The following is a 20140-nucleotide window of genomic DNA, read 5'->3' on the forward strand; positions in this document are numbered from 1 at the left end:
TAAAAGGAGACGGAAAGTGAACCAAAAAACTCTCACTAAGCTGAAAAAATGCAGGGTCTGCGGACAGAGCAAATCAGAAATAGCATTTGCCTGGCGTTTTGATGCGACAAAATGTGTACGCGTGCGTTCTGAGGTGTGCGCCAAATGTTGGCAAAGTCAGGGCTGCAGGCACACCTTGTCCCAATTTAAAAAGATGGACGAACCATTTGCCGGATACGAATCACAAACCAAACGCCGCAGCGAGTATCCCAAAGCACCTGAAATTTTAGATAACAAATACTGGACAGCGACGGATACGCGTCAAACAGATGCGGCATGGGCGCAACAGTTTTGGACGGAGCGAAGTCAATGAAAGTACGCTGCCCTACCTGCGGCGCGGTGATGAGCTTGGATGTATTAATCGCCCATGACGATGCCCGCGAAGCACTGATTGCCCTGACCGGCATTTCAGACGACCTTTTTAAGGCGGTATTGCGGTATCTGACGCTGTTTCGCCCCGCTGAAAAGGATTTAAGTTTTAACCGAGTTTCAAAGCTCGTCGGCGAGATTGCGCCGATGATACGGGAGGGCGAAATCGTGCGTAACCGAAAAACGTACCCGGCCCCGCGCGAGGCTTGGATTTGGGCGGCAACGCGATGCCTTGAGGCACGGGATGCGGGAAAACTGACACCGCCGCTGACCAGCCACGGTTATTTGTTGGAAAACATCACGTTTTGGTCGCCCGACAAGACGGCGGGAATTGCGGTTTTGCCCTCTCAACAGCCCTCTCCCGCGGGAGAGGGGGTAAGTACCAAATTGAGAAGCGGGTTGGGCGGTTTGATGGAGTGGTCAAATGGAGGAAAACAATAGCTGGCTGAAAAAAGCAATCGCGCAGGGTTTCATGATGCTCGCCGCCCTAAACCTCAAAGGCCGCCCCGCTTCGGCGGATTTGACGGCCGTCGCCGAACTTTGGTTGGGCATACTAAGCGGACGATCGTGGCAGCCGGAGCATGACGGTATCAGGATACAGGCAGCCTTTAGGGCTATCGCGGCATCCTCGTCAGAGTGGCCAAACCCTGCCGACCTTATCAAACACCTGCCGCCACCCGAAATCAGGATGGTGCCGAGGCTGGAAAAGAAGCATCGTCCGACCGAATACGGCAAGGCGCAGGCCGCCAAACTCAAACAAACACTCAGCCTGCTGGAAAGCTCCCCTTGCATGAACAGGGATTGGATACACGGGCCACGCCACCGGTCGGTGGATGAGTGTAAAAGGATTAATGCCGAAAGGCAGAAAGGTAAAACAAAATGAATAGTGTTGACATGAAAGAATACAAACAGGATGCCAAAGGGAATCTCGTGCCGCTGGCCAATATTAAAGAAATCGACCTGCTGCGAGACGAGCTGGTGCTGGAAATTGCTGCTAAAGCGCGCGCGGTGCAGGATGACTTAATCACTTTCAAACGCGAGGCGATGGACGATATTGCCGCGTTTGTGCAGTTAAGTGCCGACCGCTACGACGTAAATGTCGGCGGTAAGAAAGGCAATATCAGCCTGCACAGCTTCGACGGCGCGTACCGCGTCAACCTTGCCATGCAGGATACGTTGATATTTGACGAAGGTTTGATTGCCGCCAAAGCCTTAATTGATGAATGTATCAACGAATGGACGGAAGGCAGCCGCACGGAATTGAAAACACTGATTAACGCGGCCTTCCAAGTGGATAAAGAAGGCAATATCAGCACCGCCCGCGTCCTCGGCCTGCGCCGCCTGCAAATCACGGATGAAAAATGGCAACGGGCGATGGACGCGCTCTCCGACAGTTTGCAGGTGCATATCAGCAAACCGTTTGTGCGGGTGTACCGGCGCGGCGAGGACGGGGAGTATCAGTTGATGAATTTGGATGTGGCGAAGGTGTGAACATGGCAAAAATCATTATTGAAATCGAAGATATGCCTGAAGGTACCTACATTAAGTTTAAGGGCGACCTTCCGGCGGCGGATGCAAAAGACAAAACAGGTGCGCAGCAAACGGCTGTGTTAATCAGCAAGATGATTCAGGCGGCGCAGTTAATCAGCAAGATGATTCAGGCGGCGCAGATGATGGCATCGACCATCCGTAAACATTAGGCCGTCTGAAACTATAAATCCATAACCCGCGCGGCACGGTCTGCCGCATTTAAACCTAAACAGGAGTCAAAAAGTGAATAAATCTGAATTAATCCAAGCGATTGCTGATGAGGCAGAATTGAACAAACGCGATGCGGCGGAATTTGTCGATGCGTTTGTCAGCGTGGTAACGCAGACGCTGAAGGACGGCAAAGACGTTACCTTGGTCGGCTTTGGTTCGTTCCACACCGCCCAATCTGCCGAGCGCAAAGGCCGCAATCCGAAAACGGGCGAGCCGTTGACCATTGCCGCCCGTAAAACGCCAAAATTCCGCCCAGGCAAGGCGTTGAAAGAAGCGGTCAACCGTTAGTTAAAGCCATTGATGTTTAAAAGGTCGTCTGAAGAAATTCAGACGACCTTTTTTGCGTCCTTCCGTTTTAGTTGCACTGCGCAAAAATCCTGAATAGAATATCATTATTTATTGATTTTCTTGAAAAAAGTGAAACGATGTTTCACTTTTTTGAGGTTCTTAGGAGGCTGGAAATGGAAACCCGTGCTCAGAAAAAACAGCGGTTGATACGGCTCATCCATGTGGCCAAAACCCAGTTGATGATGGACGACGGCGAATACCGCGCGCTGCTCGCCAATCTGTCATGCGGTAAGACGAGCAGTACCAAATTATCGGTCGAGGAGCTGGAGCTTGCCGTGCGGGCTATGAAGATGCGGGGCTTTGTGGTTGCCACTAAGGCGCAGGCGGCATCAGGCAAACCTGATTTGCCGGTGCATATGCCCAACCGCATGATGGAGGCGCAGGTCAAAAAGATACGTGCGCTTTGGTTGGAGCTGCACCATTTGGGCGCGGTACGCAATCCGTCGGAATTGGGCCTGTCGCGGTTTGTGAAGCGGATGACGGGCATAGATTATCATGGATGGTTAGGGACTGATGACGCAATACGGGTCATCGAACATCTGAAGAAGTGGAAAGTGAGGGTGGAAAATGGCGGACAACAGAGTGCCTGAGCTGGTGGCGGACTTGGAAGACCAGGCGGTCGCCTGCTTGATGTCGGTATTGCCGATGGAGCGGCAGCAGGCGGTCGAAGTATCTAAAAAGCTGTCCCATCATCTGACCAGCAACTGGGGCGGGCAGTTAATTTATTTCCCGAAAAACCTTTTGGGCAGGGTATCGGAGCGGGATATGCAAATTTACAAGGAGTTTGACGGTAAGAATCATGCAGGCCTCGCCCGAAAATACGGTCTGACCGTACAGCACGTTTACCGCATCGTCAAGGAGGTTGGCATGGCAGAGCGGGCGAAAAAACAGGCAGATTTGTTTTCGTAAGTACACCGCATAATTAAAACATCGGTCAGGTTTGGCCCTGACCGATTTTATATTGCGTTTCTCTTTGCGGTCGGGGGTTTGCCCACCCTGAAACCGAAACGCGCTAAAAACGCAAATTTGGCGTATTTGTTTTTATTAGCCCCGATTAAAAGATTGGGGGCGGACAACGGTTCATGATGATCCTGCTGCCGATATGGCAGTATGACCTCGAAAGGAATCTATATGTCTTTATCAACAGAAGAAAAACAACTGTATGCCGGTTTTATCCATAATGTGTACAATGGTGCCATCCATGCCGATGCGGACGATATTACGCCTGAAGTTGCCGACATCTGCGACAAGCTTGCAACCGCGATTGCCCAATGTTCAAAAAAAATGGTTTGGCCTGAGGCTATGTTTCGTGAATTTTACGGACGACCATTCTTGTCTTTAAGAGCAGTATTGAAAGCATTGAAAAAGCTTGCACAATCTTCAGTCAAGAAATGGATTGAAACAGTAGCAACAGACAGACGCTATCGTATATGCATGGCGACCGCTGCATTGAATTGGCGGTCGGCTTTGGAAATCGAGCTTATGGGAATTTGACGGGTTATGCTGGAAAAAATTATCGACTTTCTAATGTTTCTTGACGAACGCCTCCCCTTTGTCAAAAACCGATGGGGGACTTTATTGATGTCGTTGCCGTTTACGCTCCTGCTGCTGATTACTGACGGTAAAACTATCCGTATGCTGCTGTCGGAAACATCTTGGGGCGTATGGGCCGTATGCTTCGTATTGGCATTTATATGGTTTTTCTGTCGGACAGACCGTTGGTTGAGGTTTTTACCGTATATCTGTATTGCTAAAATTGCTGTTTCATTCTTGTAAACGGTAAACCGCCCCGCCTTGGGGCGGTTTTTTTACCGCCGCTGGCAAACATCTGCCGAAATAAGTTTTAAACCCGATTAAAAGCCGTTTCAGACGGCCTTTGCCACAATAGCCTCATCCATCTGATGAGGCTTTTTTATGTCTTACGAAATTTTTCGCGCAGGGACGCGCACCGATGCAAACGGCAATACGGTAACGATTACGCACGCCGACCTTGCCGCCGCCGCGCAAGCCTACGATCCGAAGGTGCATGAGGCTCCTATTGTGGTCGGCCACCCGAAGGCGGACGCGCCGGCTTACGGCTGGGTCAGCGGGCTGAAAGCTGAGAACGGCGTACTGACGGCGGACTTTGCCCAAGTTGATGAAGGCTTTGCGGATTTGGTTAAGACCGGACGATATAAAAAAGTGTCGGCAAGTTTTTACCCGCCAACCAGCCCGAACAATCCTAAACCGGGTGTTTGGACGCTGCGTCATGTTGGCTTTTTGGGCGCGCAACCGCCCGCAGTCAAGGGCTTGTCCGCCATCAGTTTTGCCGAGGGCGAAGTTTATGTCGAGTTTTCCGAAGACGCACATCTTCAGACAGCCTCCTTATTAAGCCGTTTCAGAGACTGGTTTATCGGCCGTTTCGGCCTAGAGGAAGCCGATAAAGTACTGCCTGACTGGCAAATTGAGGCAATTAAAGAATTGGCTGCCGTGCCTCAAACTCATGCACCTGCCGAATTTACCGAATCACCCCCACCCCCAGAAAACCATGAAAACAAGGAGACCCCTATGTCGCTGGAACAAGAGCTTGCAGCCGAAAAGGCCGCCCGCGAAGCTGCCGAGAAGAAGGCCGCCGAATCGCAGGCGGAATTGAAAAAGCTGCAAGACGAGCAGCATACCGCCCTGCGCGATGGTGCGCATGAGCAGAATGCCGAATTTGCCGAAGGCTTGGTCAAGGAAGGCCGTCTGAAACCTGCCGACAAGGATTTGGTCGTCAAGGTTTTGGATTTTGCCGAATACCCTGACGATGTAACCGCCGACTTCGGCGAAGGCAGTAAGAAGCAGCCTTTGTCTGCCGCGCTGCGTGCATTTTTTACCGCCGTGCTGCCCAAGCAGATTCATGGCGGAGAGATGGCTAAAGGTGAAACGCCGTCGGGATTGGCGGCAGACTTTGCCGAAGCGGCGGACCCGGAAGCCTTGAGCCATCACCAACGTGCATTGGCATTGGCGACGAAGGAAGGTATCCCTTACGAAGAGGCTGCCCGCCGTACTATTGCTTAATCATCAACCCGTCAAATGCGACGACGTTGTCGCATTTGTCCTAAAAAAGGATAAAACATGAGTGCATCTCATTTGCGCGGTCTGCGCGGCCAGCTTGATCCGGTTTTAACCAATCTCGCACTGGGCTACAAGCAGGCGGATTTTATTGCCGAGAAAATCTTCCCGGTGGTGTTTACTGAAAAAGAAGGCGTGCGCGTGCCGGTGTTCGGCAAGGGTTCGTTTGTCGAGTATCAGACCGAACGTGCGGTCGGTGCGGCATCGAATGTGATTACGCTGGACTCCCCAAGCTTTATGCCGGTCGTGTTGGAAGAGCATGATTTGGCCGCCGGTGTGGATTACCGCGAACAAGTGGAATCGATGTACGACGAGCGCGCCAAGGCAACACGCCGCGCGGTCAAGGGCGTGCAGCTGCGTCAAGAAATCGAAACTGCCGCCCTCCTGCAAAACAAATCGGCTTATCAGTCAGGTTTCAGCAAAGATTTGGCCTCCACCCAAACATGGAGCGATAAAAACTCTGATCCGTTGGCAGACATCGAGACCGCCCGCGAAACGGTTCGCGCAGGCTGCGGTGTACGCCCGTCGGTACTAGTGGTGGGCGCGAGCGTGCTGTCGGCACTGAAACGCCACGAAAAGCTCATCGGCGCACTGGGCGCGAATGAACGCAAGTCCCTGCTCACGGTCGAGCAGCTGAAAAACCTGCTGGAGCTGGACGACATCATCGTCGGCGAGGCGGTATCTACACCTGCCGACAATAAGGCCACCCAAGATATTTGGGGCAAATTCGCCAGCCTGATTGTGCGTCCGCATACAGCTTCCGGTGGCAATGACGAGGGTGAGCCAAGCTTCGGTTATACCTTCCGCCGTCGCGGTATGCCGGTAGTTGACCGCTACGAAGAGGTTGGCGGCAAGGTGGAATACGCGCGCTATACCGACATCCGCAAAGCGGCAGTGGTCGGCGGTGCATGCGGTTTCTTGTTTGAAAACGCGGTTGAGTAGATGTTGAAAGGCCGTCTGAAAGGCTTCAGACGGCCTGCGGAGGAAAAAATGACGTTATCTGTGAAGTATGAAGATTTGAATGCCCGCATTACCGAGGTACGGTACCACCGCGTCGAAGGAACGACTTCAACCGTATGTACGGTGATCTTGCATTCCGGGTTTGTCGTCGTCGGCCATTCTGCCGCTCTCAATTCCGAGGCGTTCGTGGCGGAGACGGGGCGCGAGCTGGCCTATCAGGACGCGTTGCAAAATCTGTTGGCCTTGGAAGCCTACCGTATCAAAGAAAATGCGCATGACGCGCAGCAAAAGGAGTCTTAAATGGCACAAACGAAACAAGTGGTCTTGGTAACCACGGTCAAAACATCAGGCAAGGTGGTCAAAAACCGCTTTGTGGATTTCGCAGGCAAACAGGCAGCCGCCGGTGTGAAAGTTCTGGGTACTGCTACTTTGGATGCGGATGCGGGCGAAATGTTGGCCGTCGATGTATTGGGTATCGCCTTAGTTGAGGCAGGCGGCACGATTGCCGTCGGCGATGAAGTAGCAGCCGATGCGCAAGGCGCGGCAGTCAAGGCGGAAGGTAATGCCAAGGTTGCCGGTACGGCGCGCTCTGCGGCGACAGCGGCGGGCGAAGTTATCCAAGTATTTTTGAAAGGCTGATCATGGCTAAAGTTTATATCGCAAACACTCCGTTGATTTTGGAAAACGAACAAGGCGACCAATTTCGTGTCGAGGTCGGCGAAGCGGTCGAATTGACGGCGGAGCAGTACGAATCGATCGCGGCACACGTTACCCCGACACTGACAACCGGCGAAGAGCTGGATGCGCAACAAAATGACACCCCGCCGTCCGAAGATACGCCGTCAGATGATGCAGGCAATGCCCCTACGGGCGAAGATACGCCGTCAGATGATACAGGCAATGCCCCTACGGGCGAAGTTGAAAAGCCGAAACGCGTTAAAAAATCGGCAGCAGCCGAAGGGGCGGAGTAAGCCATGTATATCGGCGCGGATGATTTGACGGCTGCGATGGGCCAAATGGAGTTGGTGCAACTGACCAACGACAATGCGCGTGGGACAGAACCCGACGCTCAGGTCATTGATGCGGCAGTGCGTTATGCCTGCGATTTGGTGGACGGATACCTGCGCGGCAGATATGTGCTGCCGCTGAAGGACACGCCGACGGTGTTGCAGCCTTTGTGCATCAACATCGCCCGCCATTTTTTGCACAGCCGCCGCATCAACCGCGCCGACTTTCCGAAACCGCTGGAAACTGCCTACAACGCAACCATTAAGACGCTGGAAGCCATCCGCGACGGCAAGATTCACATCGGCATCGCCGCATTGGACAAGCCGTCGCAACCCGAGCCGGGCGCGTATCACGTCCGAGCGCGCGACAAAATGGATTTAGGAGGCTACTGATGAGCGCGACACGTCCGATTATTGATGCGGTAGTAGAACATTTGCAGGCCGCTATCCCGTGGGTCAGCGTTGAGGCTTTCCCCGAGCGTCCGTCCGAATACCAATTTATCCATCCGGTCGGAGCAATATTGGTCGGATACGGCGGTAGCAAATTTGGCGAAATCGAGCAGCTCGGTCGTATTGCACAGCAGCGCGATGTCAGGTTGGTGTTGACCGTTTTCGGCAGCAGCCTTAATGCGGACGACGGCACGCTGGCGATTTTAGATGAGACACGTCTTGCTATGGTTGGTTTTGCGCCGCCGAACTGCCGGCCCTGCCACCTTATCAGCGAGGAGTTTTTGGCCGAGGATGCGGGCGCATGGCAGTATCAGCTAGTCTTGCAGACTGAAACCCAGCAGGTTGAAGTTTGCCGTGAAGAAAAACGCCCCCTCTTCGTCGCTGCCCGCTATCGCCGAACCGACCAAGACCTCAATTCCGATTTAAAACCTAAAACATAGGAGTATCCATCATGGCAGCAGCCTACCATCACGGCACGGAGACCATCCGCATCGACGGCGGCTCCAATCCCGTCTATACCGTTGACGGCGCGATTACCGCCATCGTCGGCACTGCACCCGTCGGCGAAGTCAATGAGCTGATTGTGTGCCAAACGAAAAAAGACTTTGCCCGATTCGGCGGCGGGCTGACCGCTCAAGGCTTCACCCTGCCGGATGCCGCACACATCTGGACGCGCTACGGCAGCGGTGTCGCTTATGTTGTCAATGTTTGCGACCCTGCCAAACATAAGACAACCGTCAGCAACGAAGTATTGGCGGTTGATCCTGACACCTTGACAGCCAAAACCGCCAAGCCTGCCCTGCAAAGCGGCTACGCAGTTTCAGACGGCAACAGCCCCCTGACCGAAAACACGCACTACACCATCAACACGCTGACGGGCGAAATTGTGTTCAAAACCAAACCGTCCGCCCCGGAAATCAGCTACACCTATACCGACCCGACGAAAGTGACCGAAGCCGACATTATCGGCGCATATGTGGCGGCAACGGGAAAACGCACCGGTTTGGAACTCTTGACCGAAGGTTTCAACCGACAAGGCGCGGACGCGAAAATTATCATCGCTCCCGAGTATGACGGCAACGCCGGAGTCCGCGCAGCAATGGAAATCATTGCGGGCAAATTGAAAGCCATCGCCTATGCTGCCGCGCCGAAAGGCACAGGCTTGGGCAAGGCTTTGGAAGGACGCGGTCCGTTGGGCAGCATCAATTTCCAAACTTCGTCCGACCGCTGTCAGCTCTTTTACCCCTACGTCGTCGGGCTCTTGGGTTTGGAGAGCCTCGCTGTCCACGCCGCCGGCCTGCGTATGAAAACCGATGTGGAACAGGGCTACTGGTACAGCATCTCCAACCGCGAACTCTTGGGCGTGACCGGCGTGGAAATCGGACTGACCGCCCGTGCGGACGACCCGCAGTCCGAAACCAACCGTCTGAATGAAAAAGGCATTACGACTGTATTCAACAGCTATGGTACGGGCTATCGTATGTGGGGCAACCGCCTCGCCTGCTTCCCAACGGTTTCGCATATTAAAAACTTTGAAGTGGCACAACGCACCGGCGACATCATCGACGAATCCATCCGTCGCGCAGAGCTGCAATATGTCGACCGTCCGATTGACGATGCCTTAATCGACAGTTTGATTGAGACGGTACGCACCTATTTAGGCACGCTGCGCTCCATCACGGGCTTCTCGGTCGGTTTGGACTATGACTACGACCTGCCAGATGCGTTCAGTAAAGGTCAAGTGCCGATTGTGTACGACTACACGCCCAAGCTGCCTGCCGAGCGTCTGACCAATACCAGCGTGATGACCCGCAAATACCTGGCTAATCTGGTTTCTGCATCCTAATGCCGTCTGAAACGACGGAACAAGAAAAGGAAAAAACATGAGCGCAATCAATGCAATCTACAATGCCAACGTCTATATCGACGGCAACAGCCTGTTGGGTAACGCATCCGAGTTCAAACTGCCCGAGTTTGAGTTTGGGCAGGACGACCATACCGGTTTGGGTATGGTCGGTACCATCAAACTGCCCAATGGCGTAGAAGCCCTGGAAGGCGAAGTTACTTGGAACAGCTTTTATCCCGAGGTGGCCAAGAAGGCATCCAACCCCTTTAAAGCTGTGCAACTGATGGTGCGTGGCAACCTGCAGACCTTCAATGCGTCAGGTTTGGCGGAAGAAGTCCCCATCGTAACCACGGTAACGGCAGTGTTTTCCAAAAACGCCCTGGGCGGCTACAAGCCGAAGGAAAAGGCGGAATTTAGCTCAACCTACCAGGCAACAGAAGTCCGCCAAGTCGTCGGCGGGCGCGAAGTGCTGTACTACAACGCGTTCAAAAACATCTACCGTGTGGACGGTCAGGACGTTTTGAACCAAATGCGTAAAAACATTGGTGCTTAATCTTTAAATCGGATTAAAAGCCGTTTCAGACGACCTTTGACACAATCACCGTATCTTTACCGATACGGTGATTTTTTTATTTTTGGAGATGAAAAATGAATGAAGCCAAGAAATTGCAAGAAGATTTGGGTGTAAATACCGTTGTGAAACTGAAATATCCGGTACGGCTGGCGACGGGTCAGATATTGGAACAGGTAACGCTCCGTCGTTTGCGCGTGGGCGATTTGCGCGCCGTGTCGCACCTGACGAATGAGGCGGAGCAAGAACTGGCCCTGTTTGCCCGTATGGCAGGCATGATTCCCGAAGATTTGGATTGTTTGGATTTGGCGGATTGGAAACAGTTGCAGGAAACGTTTCGCCGCTTCACGGAATCTGACCAAGACAAATAGTCCTCCTCTTTCAAAGGCTGAAACGCAGCGGCAGCTGCTGTCTGCCGCCGCCGATTTGGCTTGGTGGTTCGGTTGGAGCGTGGATGAGGTTTACGCTCTGCCGCTGGACGAATTTGAAGACTGGCAGAAAGAAGCAACCCGCCAAATGAAGGCGGGTTATCGGAGGGGGATGTGATTCAGATTTGGTGTCGGCGTTCTTCTTCGATTTCGCGCTGCAAATCGCGACACCAACCATTGTCAGGCTCAGCTTTTTCAAAAAACGCCTGCCATAACTCGACTGCTACCAGCCAAACAGCGGAAGCAGCAAGGACGACGCAATAAAAAATACCAGCTAAAACTGCGAGCATACCGACAACAAACATACAAACAACCCATCCTTTAATAGGTGCATATTAGCATATGGCAAGCGATTTAGGTATATCAATCAGCATTTCCGCCGTTGTCGGCGGAGCTTTGTCTGGGTTGACCCATATCGGCAAGGCGATGAATACGCTGAAAACGACGACCAATACCCTGTCCGAACGTCAGAAGGAACTGGGCAGGGTATTGGAGCGGAACAAAGACCGTTTGGGCGTATCGTCTGCCAAACAGCTATGGCAGGAATACGACAAAATCGGCAATTCCGTCGCCAAACTGACCCGCCAATATGAAAAGCTCAATGCCGTCCGCGCCCAAAGGGCAGCCGTCAGCAGCCAATGGACAGACATCAAAGGGCAATGGCAGGGTGCGCTTGCCGCCGCAGGTACATTAATTTTGCCTGTCAAAGCCTCGATTGAATTTGAATCGGCAATGGCTGATGTCAAAAAGGTGGTTAATTTCGATACGCCGCAGCAATTTAAGGAAATGGAACGGGACATTTTGAAAATGACCCGCAAGATTCCGATGGCGGGCAAGGACATTGCCGCCATCGTTGCCGCAGGCGGACAGTCAGGAGTCGCCCGCGAAAACCTGACGGGTTTTGCCGAAAATGCCGCCAAGATGGGCGTGGCATTCGATATGGCGGCAGGACAGGCGGGCGAATCTATGGCGACGCTGTCCAACGTCTTGCAGATACCCATTCCCAAAATCGGCATATTGGGCGATGCCGTCAACCATCTTTCGGACAATGCGAACTCGAAGGCGGCGGATATTGTCAACGTCCTGACCCGCGTCGGCAGCGACATCAAGCAGTTGGGCATGACGGAAAACCAAGGTGCTGCATGGGGCAGCACCTTTTTGAGTATGGGCAAAGCCCCCGAACTGGCGGCGCAGGCAATGAAGGGCATGATTACTTCGATGTCGGTCATGAAGGCGGGCGGTGCGAAAAAAGAGCTGGCAGAGCTAGGATTGACAACCAAGGAATTTGCCGCCGCTATGGACAAAGATGCCAACGGTGCGATGCTCAACCTGTTGGCTCGGGTCAAGCAGTTGCCGAAGGCGGAGCAGTTCCCCATGCTGCTGGAGATGTTCGGCAGGAACTATGCCGACGATGCCATGATGCTCGCCAACAATGTCGGTGAGTACAACCGCCAACTGGCATTGCTGGAAGAACGCGATGCTTCAGGCAATTTGAAATATCTCGGGTCGATGCAGCGCGAGTTTGCCAACCGTTCGGCAACAACGGCGAACCAAATCCAAATTTTCAAAAACGGGATTTCGGAACTCGGCATACGCATGGGCTCGATAGTCCTGCCTGCCTTGAATGATTTTTTGGCTAAGGGCAACAAACTTGCCAACATCGTCTCGGACTGGTCGGAAAAACATCCCGTATTGACGAAAGGGATTGTCGGTACGGCCGCTTCGCTGCTGGCTTTTAAAGTCGGGATGTTTGGCGCGATGGTCGTTGCCAACCGGTCGCGTGCTGCTTATTTGGGAATGAAGGGAGCGGTTTTATCGCTACGGTCTGCCATTGTACTGACCCATACTGTGATGCAAGGCGGAATGGGACTGCATGATGTACCGGGTAGGCTAGGAAAGCTCATGCGGGCTTTGGCGGCAGCAAGAACCGCCATGCTCGGTTTCAGTCTGTCGTCGCTGACGGCGATGTGGCCGCTGGTTTTGGCCGTCGGCGCACTTGCCCTGGTTGGATGGACAATTTACAAGGCTTGGAACCCGATTAAGGCTTTTTTTGCCGGACTGTGGGACGGGCTGTTGAAAGGCTTGGAACCGTTAAAACCTACTTTTGATGCTCTGGTTTCTGCACTGTCGGATGCTTGGGACGGCATTTATAACGCTATTTCTCCGGTTGTAGATACCGTTTTTTCTGTCTTAGGTGGTTTGTGGGATACGGTTCGACCTTTTGTCCGGCCACTATTGGATTTCTTTAGGGATTTCTTCAGCACGACACAAGTTGCTGCAGGCGGGGCGCGCAGCTTCGGCGAATCGGCAGGCTTATGGATAGGTGAAAAAATCACAGCGGTCGCCAGTTGGGTCGGCGGCAAAATCTTCGAAATGAAAACTGCCTTTGACGGCGGACTGCTCGGCATCCTCGGCCTGATTCTCAACTGGTCGCCCATTGGCGCGTTCTATTCGGCCTTTGCCGCCGTACTGTCTTGGTTCGGCGTGCAGTTGCCGTCCAGTTTCACGCAGTTTGGCGCAAACATCATCCAAGGGCTGTGGAACGGGTTGCAGTCCAAATTCGAGTCGGTCAAGGCATGGTTTGCCGAAAAGGCGGCATCGCTCAAACAAACATTTGCTGGCGTGATGGGCATCCATTCGCCCAGCCGCGTGTTCCGCCGTTTCGGCGGATGGATGATGGATGGCCTGCAAATCGGTTTGGACGGGGGTGCGGCGCGTCCGATTGCCTCTATAGCCAATACGGCAGGCCGTCTGAAAAGCGGTTTTACCAACCATATGGGCGCGCTGGCGGCACGGTTGTCTGCGGGCGGCGAGGCATTTGCGTCTGCACGCAATACTCAGGCGGCGGGCGGGATGACCATCAATTACAACCCGACCATCAACGCGCCGGGCGGTAATCCTCAGCAGATTGAGGCTGCGCTGCAGATGGGCTTGCGTGAATTCGAAGCAATGTTCCGCCGCATGATGGACGATAAAGCACGGAGGGCTTATTGATGTATGCGATGTTGGGTGATGTGCGATTTGAGCTTTTAAACAGCTTCACATCGCTTGAGGCGGAACATTCGGCGAACTTTGCCAAGCATGAGGTCTTAAAAGGCCGTCCGCGCCTGCAGGCCTTGCAAAACGAACTGACGACGTTGCGTTTCTCTCTCAAGTTGCATTGGCGGCTGGGTAATCCCGACACGGCTTATAAGGGTCTGCTGTCGGCTTTGGAGGCGCAGCAGGCAGTGTCTTTGGTTTACGGCAGCGGCCGTTTTGTCGGATGGTTTGTGCTTGAGCGGCTGACGGAGCGCACGTTGATTCAGGACGCGCAAGGTCGGACGGCGGCGCGGGAGTTGGATGTGGAGCTGACCCAGTTTGTCGGCGACCCGAATAATCCCCTGCCTACGCCCGCAGTCAAATCGGGCAGGCAAAATCCGCTCCTGTCCTTATTACCGGAGAGCGTTCGGGCTCAGGCATCGGATGTAGTGAGTGCGGTCGAAAAAGGTATCAAGGTTTACCGCGCTGCGGAATCGGGCATAGCCGATATGCAGAACCTGATACGCGCGGCCAAAGATTTGAAAAACGACCCGTCAGGGACATTAAACCTGTTGGGGGACGCACTCAATGTCGGCGGCGGCATTTTAGGACGGCTCAATGCTTTGCCGGAAGTAACGGCGGTTTTCGGCGACCTGAAAGGCGCGGCAGAATTTGCGGCACAGGCCGGACGAGCGGCCAACCGGCTGGGCGGAGCCGTCGGCGCATTGCGGGCAGGTTATGAGGGCGGTTCGGTAGGAGGTTGGTTGGATGCGGTGGAAAACGGCGTAGCCGAAGCATCGGATGCGCTGGCAAACGGCTCTGCCGCCGCCCAGGCTTTGACCGGCTATCTTGCGGCAAGAAAGGATAAATGATGAGTGCGGTCATACGCTACACCACCCAAGACGGCGACCGATGGGATTTGATTGCGCACAAGCATTACGGCAACGCGCTGTTGATTGACGGTCTGATTGCGGCCAATCCGCACTTGCCTTTGGCGGAGGAGTTCGTGAGCGGGCTGACGGTATTTGTCCCCGTTTTGGAAACCAAACCGAAAAATAACCAAGAGGAGCTGCCGCCGTGGATGCGTTAAGTGCGTTTTTGAGGCTGAAGGGCTTGGACGGCGGCAATACCCATCCGGTTACCATGCCCGATTTCGTCCTGTCTTACGAAGACAAAGATATAACGGCAGATGTTGCGCCTTATCTGATTTCGTTCAGCTATACCGATTATCTTGAGGGGCAGTCGGACGAATTGCAGGTCGATTTTGAGGATACGGACGGCCGCTGGCTGAGTAATTGGTATCCCGAACAGGGCGATGCTTTGTCTTTGAGCCTGGGTGACCAATTTACCGGGCCGGTTTCTTTCGGCAAATTTGAGATTGCGGAAATCGAATACAACCGGCCGCCATCGACGGTCAGCCTGAAGGCTTTATCGACGGGCATTACCAAGTCGAACCGCACCCTGCGCGGTAAGGCGTATGAAAACACGACTCTGGCCGCCATTGTCCGTCAGATTGCAGGCCGTCTGAAGCTGGAGGTAACGGGTACGGTCAAAAACATCCCCATCAAACGGGTGACGCAGTACCAAGAGCGTGATATTGAGTTTTTGGCACGTTTGGCGAAGGAGTACGGCCACAGTTTTAAAATCGTCGGCAAGAAACTGGTATTTACCGACAACGACGCACTCAAACAGCGTCCTGCCGTTGCCGTCCTGAAACCCGAAAACATCATCCGTGTCCGCCTGCGCGATTTGATTAAGGGCGTGCCGTCCAAAGTAGATGTCAAAGGCTACGACCCGAAAAACAAGAAAACGGTCTCGGCAAGCCGAAAAAGCAAGCCCAAGCGAGGCAAAGCCAAACACGGCAGCACGGGCGATACATTGCGTATCGTGCCGAATAAGGGTGAGAGTATCGCCCAATTAAATGCCAGGGCAGATGCCAAATTGGCAGATGCGCAGGACGACCAATGCGCGGGCACGGTTACACTGGTCGGCAATGCGCTGTTGGCGGCAGGCCAAATGGTACGGCTGAAAGGATTCGGCAAGTTTTCGGGCAAATATCTGGTCAAGCAGTCGCGGCATGACTTTTCGCGCAGCGGCGGCTATACGACGGAAATCGAAATCAAGATGACGGAATATGTTTCTGAAGAGGAGCAAGGCAGTGCAAACCCATGATTTTACGGCAACGATGCAATTTGGTACGGTATCGACAGTCGATGAGGCATCCCACAGTTTGCGGGTAAAAATCCCCGTACTCGACGACATGGAAACCGATTGGCTGCCGATGGCGACACCGGCGGCGGGCGGCAACCGTTTTTACAGCCTCCCCGATGTGGGCGAACTGGTGGTCTGCCTGCTGGACGCGCGCGGCGAAAACGGCTGCGTCATCGGCGCGATTTACAATGCCGCCGACAAGCCGCCGGTATCCGACCAAAACAAATGGGTCAAACGGTTTGCCAACGGCACGGTCATCTCGCACGACCGGGGCAGCGGCGAAGTCGTTGTGGAAACGCCGGGCAAGGTCAAAATCAAAGCGGCACAGAAAGTGGACATACAATCGCCGGAAACAGAAATTACGGGCAATGCGACGGTAAACGGGCTGTTGACCTATACCGCAGGTTTGGTGGCAGGCAATGCCGGCGGCGGCGAGGCGGCGAATATTAAGGGTAAAGTCATCATTGACGGCGAACTTATCGTCAACGGTATCAATGTCGGCAGGCACATCCATGACGGCGATTCCGGAGGGCAAACCGGCGAACCGAAAAATCATTAAGCCGCATTAAAAGCCGTTTCAGACGGCATTTCCTACAATCCCTGTATCTATCAGCGATACAGGGATTTTTATGTTTTACGCCGCACCGATTTCCAAGCACTGGCAGCTCGCGCCCGAAGGCTCGGGCGTGGTTCAGAGCGAGGACGACATAGATCAGTGTATCCGCACTATTTTATCGACCCGCAAGGGTTCGGACGTTACCCGCCCTGATTTCGGTTCCGACCATTACAAATGGCTGGATACGCCCGAAGACGTGTTTGTCCCCAATATCGTTCGCGAAACCGTGCTGGCCATACAGACGTGGGAGAAGCGGGCAGTGGTTGAGGACATTATTTTCGACGGTGTCGCACCGCATCTGACGATGACGGTTTATTGGCGCATAGCAGATAAAGTGGCAGGTGAGGTTTATACGACAGACATCAGATTGGAGCGGGCGGCATGGATTTGAGCAAACTCAAGCGTGAAGAAGTCAAGGCGGTTTCAGACGACCTTGCCGAGATTTTGGCGCAGACCATTGCCGACTATGAGGCAAAAAGCGGCAAAACCCTGCAACCCGCCCACATCGAGCGTCTGATTATCAACACCTATGCCTACCGCGAAATGCTGGTCCGCAAAGCCTTGAACGAAGCCTACCGCCAGCAGCACCCGCGTTTTGCAACGGGGTTGATGTTGGATTTGTGCGGCGACGATGTGAACACGCCGCGCCTTGAGGCATCGGCCGCCCGCTGCACCGTCCGCTTTACCCTTGCAGCTTCCCACGGCGAACCCGTCGTCATCCCGCAAAGTACGCAGATTGCCGCAGGTGCGACCGTGTTTCAGACGGCATCGGAAGGCACGCTCTTACCGCCCGGCCGAACTTTGGATTTAGAGGCTGTCTGCACGCAGACAGGTGTGTCCGGCAATGGTTTTGCCGCAGGACAAATCAATACCTTGGTCAGTCCTATTGACGGAGTATCTGCCGCCAATATCGAAGTATCGGCAGGCGGTGCGGACGAAGAGTCGGACGATGCTTATCGGCAACGCATCCTGCTCGCCCCGGAAAGTTTCAGCGTGGCGGGGCCTGTCGGCGCATACGAATACTTCGCACGACGTGTCAATCCTGTCATTTGCGACGTTCATGTCGGCAACCTGAAAACGGCAGGCGGCGAGCCGGTCGGCGGCCGGGTACGGGTAACGGTGCTGACTAAAAACGGGCTGCCGTCTCCCGAACTCATCGGCGAAGTGCAGAGGGCTTTGTCTGACGAACGTGTCCGCCCGCTTTGCGACACGGTAAGCGTTGCCGCCCCTTCTGTTATCGATTACACGCTGGATGCGGAACTCACGCTGTTTACAGGCGCGGATGCCGCCGAAGTTTTGGCGGCGGCAAAACAGGCTTGGGCGGATTACGAAGCATCACGCCGCGAAAAACTGGGCGCGGACATCGTGCCGCTGGACATTCAGACGGCATTGAAGGCGGCAGGCGTATACAACGTCGTTTTAAAGTCGCCCGCGCTGACCGTCGTCCAACCCGACCAATGGGCAAGATGCACTTCCGTCAATATCCGCATCTCGCCTGAAACGGCGGAGGGTTAGCAATGGCAAAACTCTCCTACGCATCCGTTATCGAACACGACCGACGTTACAAAATGTTGGCGGATTTAGGCTTGAGGATGAATGAGGCCGATGCGGTCAGACTACTGCCGAGGCTGGTAGATTTGGTTGCTCCAGAACACTTGGCACTGCTGGCGGAGGGCCGCAGCATTTTAGGTGCGGACGGCTACTGGTTAGCTGAAAGCGACCAGACGCGCCGCAAGCTGATTAAGGGCGCGTATCGGCTGCACCGTATGAAAGGCACGCCGTGGGCGATACGCGAAATCGTGAGACGGCTCGGCTTCGGAGAAGTCGAAATCACCGAAGGCTTGGGCAATAAGGAACACAACGGCGAAATCAGGCGGGACGGAACCTACGCGCACGGACGGTCCGACCACTGGGCGCATTACCGTATCACCATGAACGGCGCGCTAACCAACGATCAGGCGGCTTTGCTGCGGCATACCCTGCAAGCCTTCGCGCCTGCCCGATGCGTATTGGCGGCATTGGATTACCGGCACGCCGCCGTCCGGCATAACGGACAGGCATCGAGAGACGGAACATTTAACCGAGGAACTGCATAATGGCAAATTTGAACGAAACAGCACAATGGGAAACAGGCATTTACCAATTAGAAACCTCCGACCCCGTGATGGGCGGGCCGGACGGCATCGACAACCGTCAGGCAAAACAATTGGCCAACCGCACCCTTTGGCTCAAAAAACAAACCGAAGCCGCCAACCGCACCATTGAAGATCTAGGCAACAACGCCGTCGCCCTCACCAGCGACCAGACCATCCCTGGCGCGAAAACCTTCCAAGCCGACATCAAAGCCAGTGCAAGCACCGCCCACGCCGCCGCCGACCGCTACATCAGGCTGGGCGCGGACGCCACCGGCGCATATGTCGTGAATACAAAGAGCGGAAGGATTTTATATTTGAAACACGACGGCAACCTCACCTACGACGGCAACCGCGTCCTTAGCGAGGCCGATGCCCCAAGCCTCATCCCCAGCGGCGCGGTGATGTACTTCGCCCGCACAACCGCACCTGACGGCTGGCTCAAAGCCAACGGCGCGGCCGTATCGCGCACCCTCTACGCCGACCTTTTCCAATCCATCGGTACCACCTACGGCACAGGTGACGGCCGCACCACCTTCAATCTGCCCGACCTTCGCGGCGAATTCGTGCGCGGCTGGGATGACGACCGCGGCATCGACAGCGGGCGTGCACTGGGTAGTGCTCAAGGCGACGCCATTCGTAATATCACGGGTAAATTAGACAGCGGAAAGAACAGCGCACTGCAACTGTTCGACTACATCGAGCCGACGGGCGCGTTTGGCGTGGAAAAATCATGGAAACAGTGGACAAGCGACAACGGCGGCGGAAGCAACGATTTGCCGCGCGCCATCACTTTCGACGCTTCCCGCATCGTCCCCACGGCCAACGAAAACCGCCCGCGCAACATCGCCCTTTTGGCCTGCATCAAAATTTGATGCGCGTTAAAACAAATGCCGTCTGAAAGGACAAACCCCATGACCCAGAAAACCGTTTACCAACTCGACACCAAAAACTTATATATCGGCAGCACCGGTGCCGACCCTGATCCATTAAATCCTGAAAACTGGCTCATCCCGGCAGGTTGCATTGAGACCGCGCCGCCAGAAATCCCCGAACACCACGCCGCGCGTTGGACGGGCGAAGAGTGGGAAATCCTAGAAGACCGACGCGGCCAAACCGCCTACCGGACGAGCGACGGCGGCAAAACCGACATCGAAGAAGCCGGCGCGTTACCTAAAGGCCTGACCCTGATTCCGCGCCCGTCGGAATACCACAAATGGGATGGAAGCGACTGGGTGCTGACACCTGCCGCTAAAAAGAAAATGCTGCAACAGGCGAAGTCTGAAAAACT

The 20140-nt window shown here is 54.4% G+C and carries 30 protein-coding genes and 1 pseudogene; 30 read left to right on the forward strand and 1 reads right to left on the reverse strand.

Annotated features, from left to right (window positions below):
• Positions 1–16 precede the first annotated feature (16 nt).
• The 20 genes from Q3O06_RS03675 (at position 17) to Q3O06_RS03770 (ending at position 10990) form a co-directional block, all read left to right on the forward strand.
• Entirely contained in the window at positions 17–352 is a 336-nt protein-coding gene (locus Q3O06_RS03675) for a hypothetical protein (RefSeq protein ID WP_301817761.1), read from the forward strand.
• Entirely contained in the window at positions 349–849 is a 501-nt protein-coding gene (locus tag Q3O06_RS03680) for an HI_1489 N-terminal domain-containing protein (protein WP_301817762.1), read from the forward strand. The genes Q3O06_RS03675 and Q3O06_RS03680 overlap by 4 nt, the downstream gene beginning before the upstream one ends.
• The gene (locus Q3O06_RS03685; RefSeq protein WP_301817763.1) at positions 833–1291 is read left to right on the forward strand and encodes a hypothetical protein; all 459 of its coding nucleotides are present in this window, start codon (positions 833–835) and stop codon (positions 1289–1291) included. Before Q3O06_RS03680 ends, Q3O06_RS03685 begins: the two co-directional genes overlap by 17 nt.
• Positions 1288–1899: a DUF3164 family protein gene (locus Q3O06_RS03690; protein ID WP_301817764.1), complete on the forward strand. Its 612-nt coding sequence runs from the start codon at positions 1288–1290 to the stop codon at positions 1897–1899. Before Q3O06_RS03685 ends, Q3O06_RS03690 begins: the two co-directional genes overlap by 4 nt.
• Before the next feature lie 2 nt (positions 1900–1901).
• Entirely contained in the window at positions 1902–2108 is a 207-nt protein-coding gene (locus tag Q3O06_RS03695; protein ID WP_301817765.1) for a hypothetical protein, read from the forward strand.
• A gap of 40 nt (positions 2109–2148) precedes the next feature.
• Positions 2149–2457 carry an HU family DNA-binding protein gene (locus tag Q3O06_RS03700; protein WP_301817789.1) on the forward strand — a complete coding sequence of 103 codons (309 nt, stop codon included), beginning with the start codon at positions 2149–2151 and terminating at the stop codon, positions 2455–2457.
• Positions 2458–2630: 173 nt separating this feature from the next.
• Positions 2631–3107 (forward strand): gp16 family protein, encoded by a 477-nt coding sequence (locus Q3O06_RS03705; protein WP_301817766.1) that lies wholly within the window; start codon positions 2631–2633, stop codon positions 3105–3107.
• Positions 3085–3426, forward strand: a complete 342-nt coding sequence (locus tag Q3O06_RS03710; RefSeq protein WP_118813951.1) for a Mor transcription activator family protein — start codon at positions 3085–3087, stop codon at positions 3424–3426. The genes Q3O06_RS03705 and Q3O06_RS03710 overlap by 23 nt, the downstream gene beginning before the upstream one ends.
• A gap of 222 nt (positions 3427–3648) precedes the next feature.
• Positions 3649–4011, forward strand: coding sequence for a hypothetical protein (locus Q3O06_RS03715; protein ID WP_301817767.1), 363 nt, complete (start codon positions 3649–3651; stop codon positions 4009–4011).
• A 420-nt stretch (positions 4012–4431) separates the two neighbouring features.
• Positions 4432–5556: a 2-oxoacid:acceptor oxidoreductase gene (locus Q3O06_RS03720; protein ID WP_301817768.1), complete on the forward strand. Its 1125-nt coding sequence runs from the start codon at positions 4432–4434 to the stop codon at positions 5554–5556.
• A 57-nt stretch (positions 5557–5613) separates the two neighbouring features.
• Complete coding sequence (locus tag Q3O06_RS03725; protein ID WP_301817769.1) at positions 5614–6552, forward strand: major capsid protein; 939 nt, start codon at positions 5614–5616, stop codon at positions 6550–6552.
• Positions 6553–6870: a Gp49 family protein gene (locus Q3O06_RS03730; RefSeq protein ID WP_239992233.1), complete on the forward strand. Its 318-nt coding sequence runs from the start codon at positions 6553–6555 to the stop codon at positions 6868–6870. It begins immediately after the preceding gene.
• Entirely contained in the window at positions 6871–7209 is a 339-nt protein-coding gene (locus tag Q3O06_RS03735) for a capsid cement protein (protein ID WP_115177806.1), read from the forward strand.
• Positions 7210–7211: 2 nt separating this feature from the next.
• Positions 7212–7541: a hypothetical protein gene (locus Q3O06_RS03740; protein ID WP_301817770.1), complete on the forward strand. Its 330-nt coding sequence runs from the start codon at positions 7212–7214 to the stop codon at positions 7539–7541.
• A 3-nt stretch (positions 7542–7544) separates the two neighbouring features.
• Positions 7545–7970 (forward strand): gp436 family protein, encoded by a 426-nt coding sequence (locus Q3O06_RS03745; protein ID WP_003753463.1) that lies wholly within the window; start codon positions 7545–7547, stop codon positions 7968–7970.
• Positions 7970–8467, forward strand: coding sequence for a Gp37 family protein (locus tag Q3O06_RS03750; RefSeq protein WP_301817771.1), 498 nt, complete (start codon positions 7970–7972; stop codon positions 8465–8467). Before Q3O06_RS03745 ends, Q3O06_RS03750 begins: the two co-directional genes overlap by 1 nt.
• Before the next feature lie 11 nt (positions 8468–8478).
• Complete coding sequence (locus tag Q3O06_RS03755; protein ID WP_301817772.1) at positions 8479–9873, forward strand: phage tail sheath family protein; 1395 nt, start codon at positions 8479–8481, stop codon at positions 9871–9873.
• 37 nt (positions 9874–9910) lie between these two features.
• Positions 9911–10426, forward strand: coding sequence for a phage major tail tube protein (locus tag Q3O06_RS03760; protein WP_107818793.1), 516 nt, complete (start codon positions 9911–9913; stop codon positions 10424–10426).
• Positions 10427–10521: 95 nt separating this feature from the next.
• Positions 10522–10815, forward strand: coding sequence for a phage tail assembly protein (locus Q3O06_RS03765; RefSeq protein ID WP_301817773.1), 294 nt, complete (start codon positions 10522–10524; stop codon positions 10813–10815).
• 55 nt (positions 10816–10870) lie between these two features.
• Entirely contained in the window at positions 10871–10990 is a 120-nt protein-coding gene (locus Q3O06_RS03770; protein ID WP_228777354.1) for a GpE family phage tail protein, read from the forward strand.
• 1 nt (position 10991) lies between these two features.
• On the opposite strand, the gene Q3O06_RS03775 is transcribed toward Q3O06_RS03770, so the two are convergent.
• Entirely contained in the window at positions 10992–11177 is a 186-nt protein-coding gene (locus Q3O06_RS03775) for a hypothetical protein (RefSeq protein WP_107818796.1), read from the reverse strand.
• A 121-nt stretch (positions 11178–11298) separates the two neighbouring features.
• Here Q3O06_RS03775 and Q3O06_RS03780 point away from each other — a divergent pair, with 121 nt between their 5' ends.
• From Q3O06_RS03780 to Q3O06_RS03825, 10 genes and pseudogenes are all read left to right on the forward strand, one after another.
• The gene (locus Q3O06_RS03780) at positions 11299–13866 is read left to right on the forward strand and encodes a phage tail tape measure protein (protein ID WP_301817774.1); all 2568 of its coding nucleotides are present in this window, start codon (positions 11299–11301) and stop codon (positions 13864–13866) included.
• A complete protein-coding gene (locus Q3O06_RS03785) occupies positions 13866–14762 on the forward strand; it encodes a phage tail protein (RefSeq protein ID WP_301817775.1) in 897 nt (298 codons plus the stop codon). Before Q3O06_RS03780 ends, Q3O06_RS03785 begins: the two co-directional genes overlap by 1 nt.
• The gene (locus tag Q3O06_RS03790) at positions 14759–14980 is read left to right on the forward strand and encodes a tail protein X (RefSeq protein ID WP_048816091.1); all 222 of its coding nucleotides are present in this window, start codon (positions 14759–14761) and stop codon (positions 14978–14980) included. Before Q3O06_RS03785 ends, Q3O06_RS03790 begins: the two co-directional genes overlap by 4 nt.
• A complete protein-coding gene (locus Q3O06_RS03795; protein WP_301817776.1) occupies positions 14968–16062 on the forward strand; it encodes a phage late control D family protein in 1095 nt (364 codons plus the stop codon). The genes Q3O06_RS03790 and Q3O06_RS03795 overlap by 13 nt, the downstream gene beginning before the upstream one ends.
• Positions 16025–16660 carry a phage baseplate assembly protein V gene (locus Q3O06_RS03800; protein ID WP_301817777.1) on the forward strand — a complete coding sequence of 212 codons (636 nt, stop codon included), beginning with the start codon at positions 16025–16027 and terminating at the stop codon, positions 16658–16660. Before Q3O06_RS03795 ends, Q3O06_RS03800 begins: the two co-directional genes overlap by 38 nt.
• A gap of 70 nt (positions 16661–16730) precedes the next feature.
• The gene (locus Q3O06_RS03805) at positions 16731–17108 is read left to right on the forward strand and encodes a GPW/gp25 family protein (RefSeq protein ID WP_301817778.1); all 378 of its coding nucleotides are present in this window, start codon (positions 16731–16733) and stop codon (positions 17106–17108) included.
• Positions 17099–18232, forward strand: coding sequence for a baseplate assembly protein (locus tag Q3O06_RS03810; protein WP_301817779.1), 1134 nt, complete (start codon positions 17099–17101; stop codon positions 18230–18232). Before Q3O06_RS03805 ends, Q3O06_RS03810 begins: the two co-directional genes overlap by 10 nt.
• 2 nt (positions 18233–18234) lie before the next feature.
• Entirely contained in the window at positions 18235–18813 is a 579-nt protein-coding gene (locus Q3O06_RS03815; RefSeq protein WP_301817780.1) for a phage tail protein, read from the forward strand.
• Positions 18813–19724: a phage tail protein gene (locus tag Q3O06_RS03820; RefSeq protein WP_301817781.1), complete on the forward strand. Its 912-nt coding sequence runs from the start codon at positions 18813–18815 to the stop codon at positions 19722–19724. Before Q3O06_RS03815 ends, Q3O06_RS03820 begins: the two co-directional genes overlap by 1 nt.
• Positions 19725–19763: 39 nt before the next feature.
• Positions 19764–20140: pseudogene (locus tag Q3O06_RS03825) on the forward strand (hypothetical protein); the annotation flags it as partial.

Origin of the sequence: Neisseria maigaei (genome assembly GCF_958267405.1) — a bacterium.
In the GTDB taxonomy this organism is placed as follows: Bacteria; Pseudomonadota; Gammaproteobacteria; order Burkholderiales; family Neisseriaceae; genus Neisseria; species Neisseria bergeri.

What these genes read in the sequence shown, in the direction of transcription:
- Q3O06_RS03720 (WP_301817768.1), top strand. Translation starts at nt 4,432, where the DNA reads ATGTCTTACGAAATTTTTCGCGCAGGGACGCGCACCGATGCAAACGGC.
- Q3O06_RS03695 (WP_301817765.1), top strand. Translation starts at nt 1,902, where the DNA reads ATGGCAAAAATCATTATTGAAATCGAAGATATGCCTGAAGGTACCTAC.
- Q3O06_RS03810 (WP_301817779.1), top strand. Translation starts at nt 17,099, where the DNA reads ATGGATTTGAGCAAACTCAAGCGTGAAGAAGTCAAGGCGGTTTCAGAC.
- Q3O06_RS03815 (WP_301817780.1), top strand. Translation starts at nt 18,235, where the DNA reads ATGGCAAAACTCTCCTACGCATCCGTTATCGAACACGACCGACGTTAC.
- Q3O06_RS03715 (WP_301817767.1), top strand. Translation starts at nt 3,649, where the DNA reads ATGTCTTTATCAACAGAAGAAAAACAACTGTATGCCGGTTTTATCCAT.
- Q3O06_RS03735 (WP_115177806.1), top strand. Translation starts at nt 6,871, where the DNA reads ATGGCACAAACGAAACAAGTGGTCTTGGTAACCACGGTCAAAACATCA.
- Q3O06_RS03790 (WP_048816091.1), top strand. Translation starts at nt 14,759, where the DNA reads ATGATGAGTGCGGTCATACGCTACACCACCCAAGACGGCGACCGATGG.
- Q3O06_RS03805 (WP_301817778.1), top strand. Translation starts at nt 16,731, where the DNA reads ATGTTTTACGCCGCACCGATTTCCAAGCACTGGCAGCTCGCGCCCGAA.
- Q3O06_RS03780 (WP_301817774.1), top strand. Translation starts at nt 11,299, where the DNA reads ATGAATACGCTGAAAACGACGACCAATACCCTGTCCGAACGTCAGAAG.
- Q3O06_RS03775 (WP_107818796.1), bottom strand. Translation starts at nt 11,177, where the DNA reads ATGTTTGTTGTCGGTATGCTCGCAGTTTTAGCTGGTATTTTTTATTGC.
- Q3O06_RS03690 (WP_301817764.1), top strand. Translation starts at nt 1,288, where the DNA reads ATGAATAGTGTTGACATGAAAGAATACAAACAGGATGCCAAAGGGAAT.
- Q3O06_RS03725 (WP_301817769.1), top strand. Translation starts at nt 5,614, where the DNA reads ATGAGTGCATCTCATTTGCGCGGTCTGCGCGGCCAGCTTGATCCGGTT.
- Q3O06_RS03710 (WP_118813951.1), top strand. Translation starts at nt 3,085, where the DNA reads ATGGCGGACAACAGAGTGCCTGAGCTGGTGGCGGACTTGGAAGACCAG.
- Q3O06_RS03820 (WP_301817781.1), top strand. Translation starts at nt 18,813, where the DNA reads ATGGCAAATTTGAACGAAACAGCACAATGGGAAACAGGCATTTACCAA.
- Q3O06_RS03750 (WP_301817771.1), top strand. Translation starts at nt 7,970, where the DNA reads ATGAGCGCGACACGTCCGATTATTGATGCGGTAGTAGAACATTTGCAG.
- Q3O06_RS03760 (WP_107818793.1), top strand. Translation starts at nt 9,911, where the DNA reads ATGAGCGCAATCAATGCAATCTACAATGCCAACGTCTATATCGACGGC.
- Q3O06_RS03745 (WP_003753463.1), top strand. Translation starts at nt 7,545, where the DNA reads ATGTATATCGGCGCGGATGATTTGACGGCTGCGATGGGCCAAATGGAG.
- Q3O06_RS03685 (WP_301817763.1), top strand. Translation starts at nt 833, where the DNA reads ATGGAGGAAAACAATAGCTGGCTGAAAAAAGCAATCGCGCAGGGTTTC.
- Q3O06_RS03705 (WP_301817766.1), top strand. Translation starts at nt 2,631, where the DNA reads ATGGAAACCCGTGCTCAGAAAAAACAGCGGTTGATACGGCTCATCCAT.
- Q3O06_RS03765 (WP_301817773.1), top strand. Translation starts at nt 10,522, where the DNA reads ATGAATGAAGCCAAGAAATTGCAAGAAGATTTGGGTGTAAATACCGTT.
- Q3O06_RS03730 (WP_239992233.1), top strand. Translation starts at nt 6,553, where the DNA reads ATGTTGAAAGGCCGTCTGAAAGGCTTCAGACGGCCTGCGGAGGAAAAA.
- Q3O06_RS03755 (WP_301817772.1), top strand. Translation starts at nt 8,479, where the DNA reads ATGGCAGCAGCCTACCATCACGGCACGGAGACCATCCGCATCGACGGC.
- Q3O06_RS03785 (WP_301817775.1), top strand. Translation starts at nt 13,866, where the DNA reads ATGTATGCGATGTTGGGTGATGTGCGATTTGAGCTTTTAAACAGCTTC.
- Q3O06_RS03800 (WP_301817777.1), top strand. Translation starts at nt 16,025, where the DNA reads ATGTTTCTGAAGAGGAGCAAGGCAGTGCAAACCCATGATTTTACGGCA.
- Q3O06_RS03680 (WP_301817762.1), top strand. Translation starts at nt 349, where the DNA reads ATGAAAGTACGCTGCCCTACCTGCGGCGCGGTGATGAGCTTGGATGTA.
- Q3O06_RS03740 (WP_301817770.1), top strand. Translation starts at nt 7,212, where the DNA reads ATGGCTAAAGTTTATATCGCAAACACTCCGTTGATTTTGGAAAACGAA.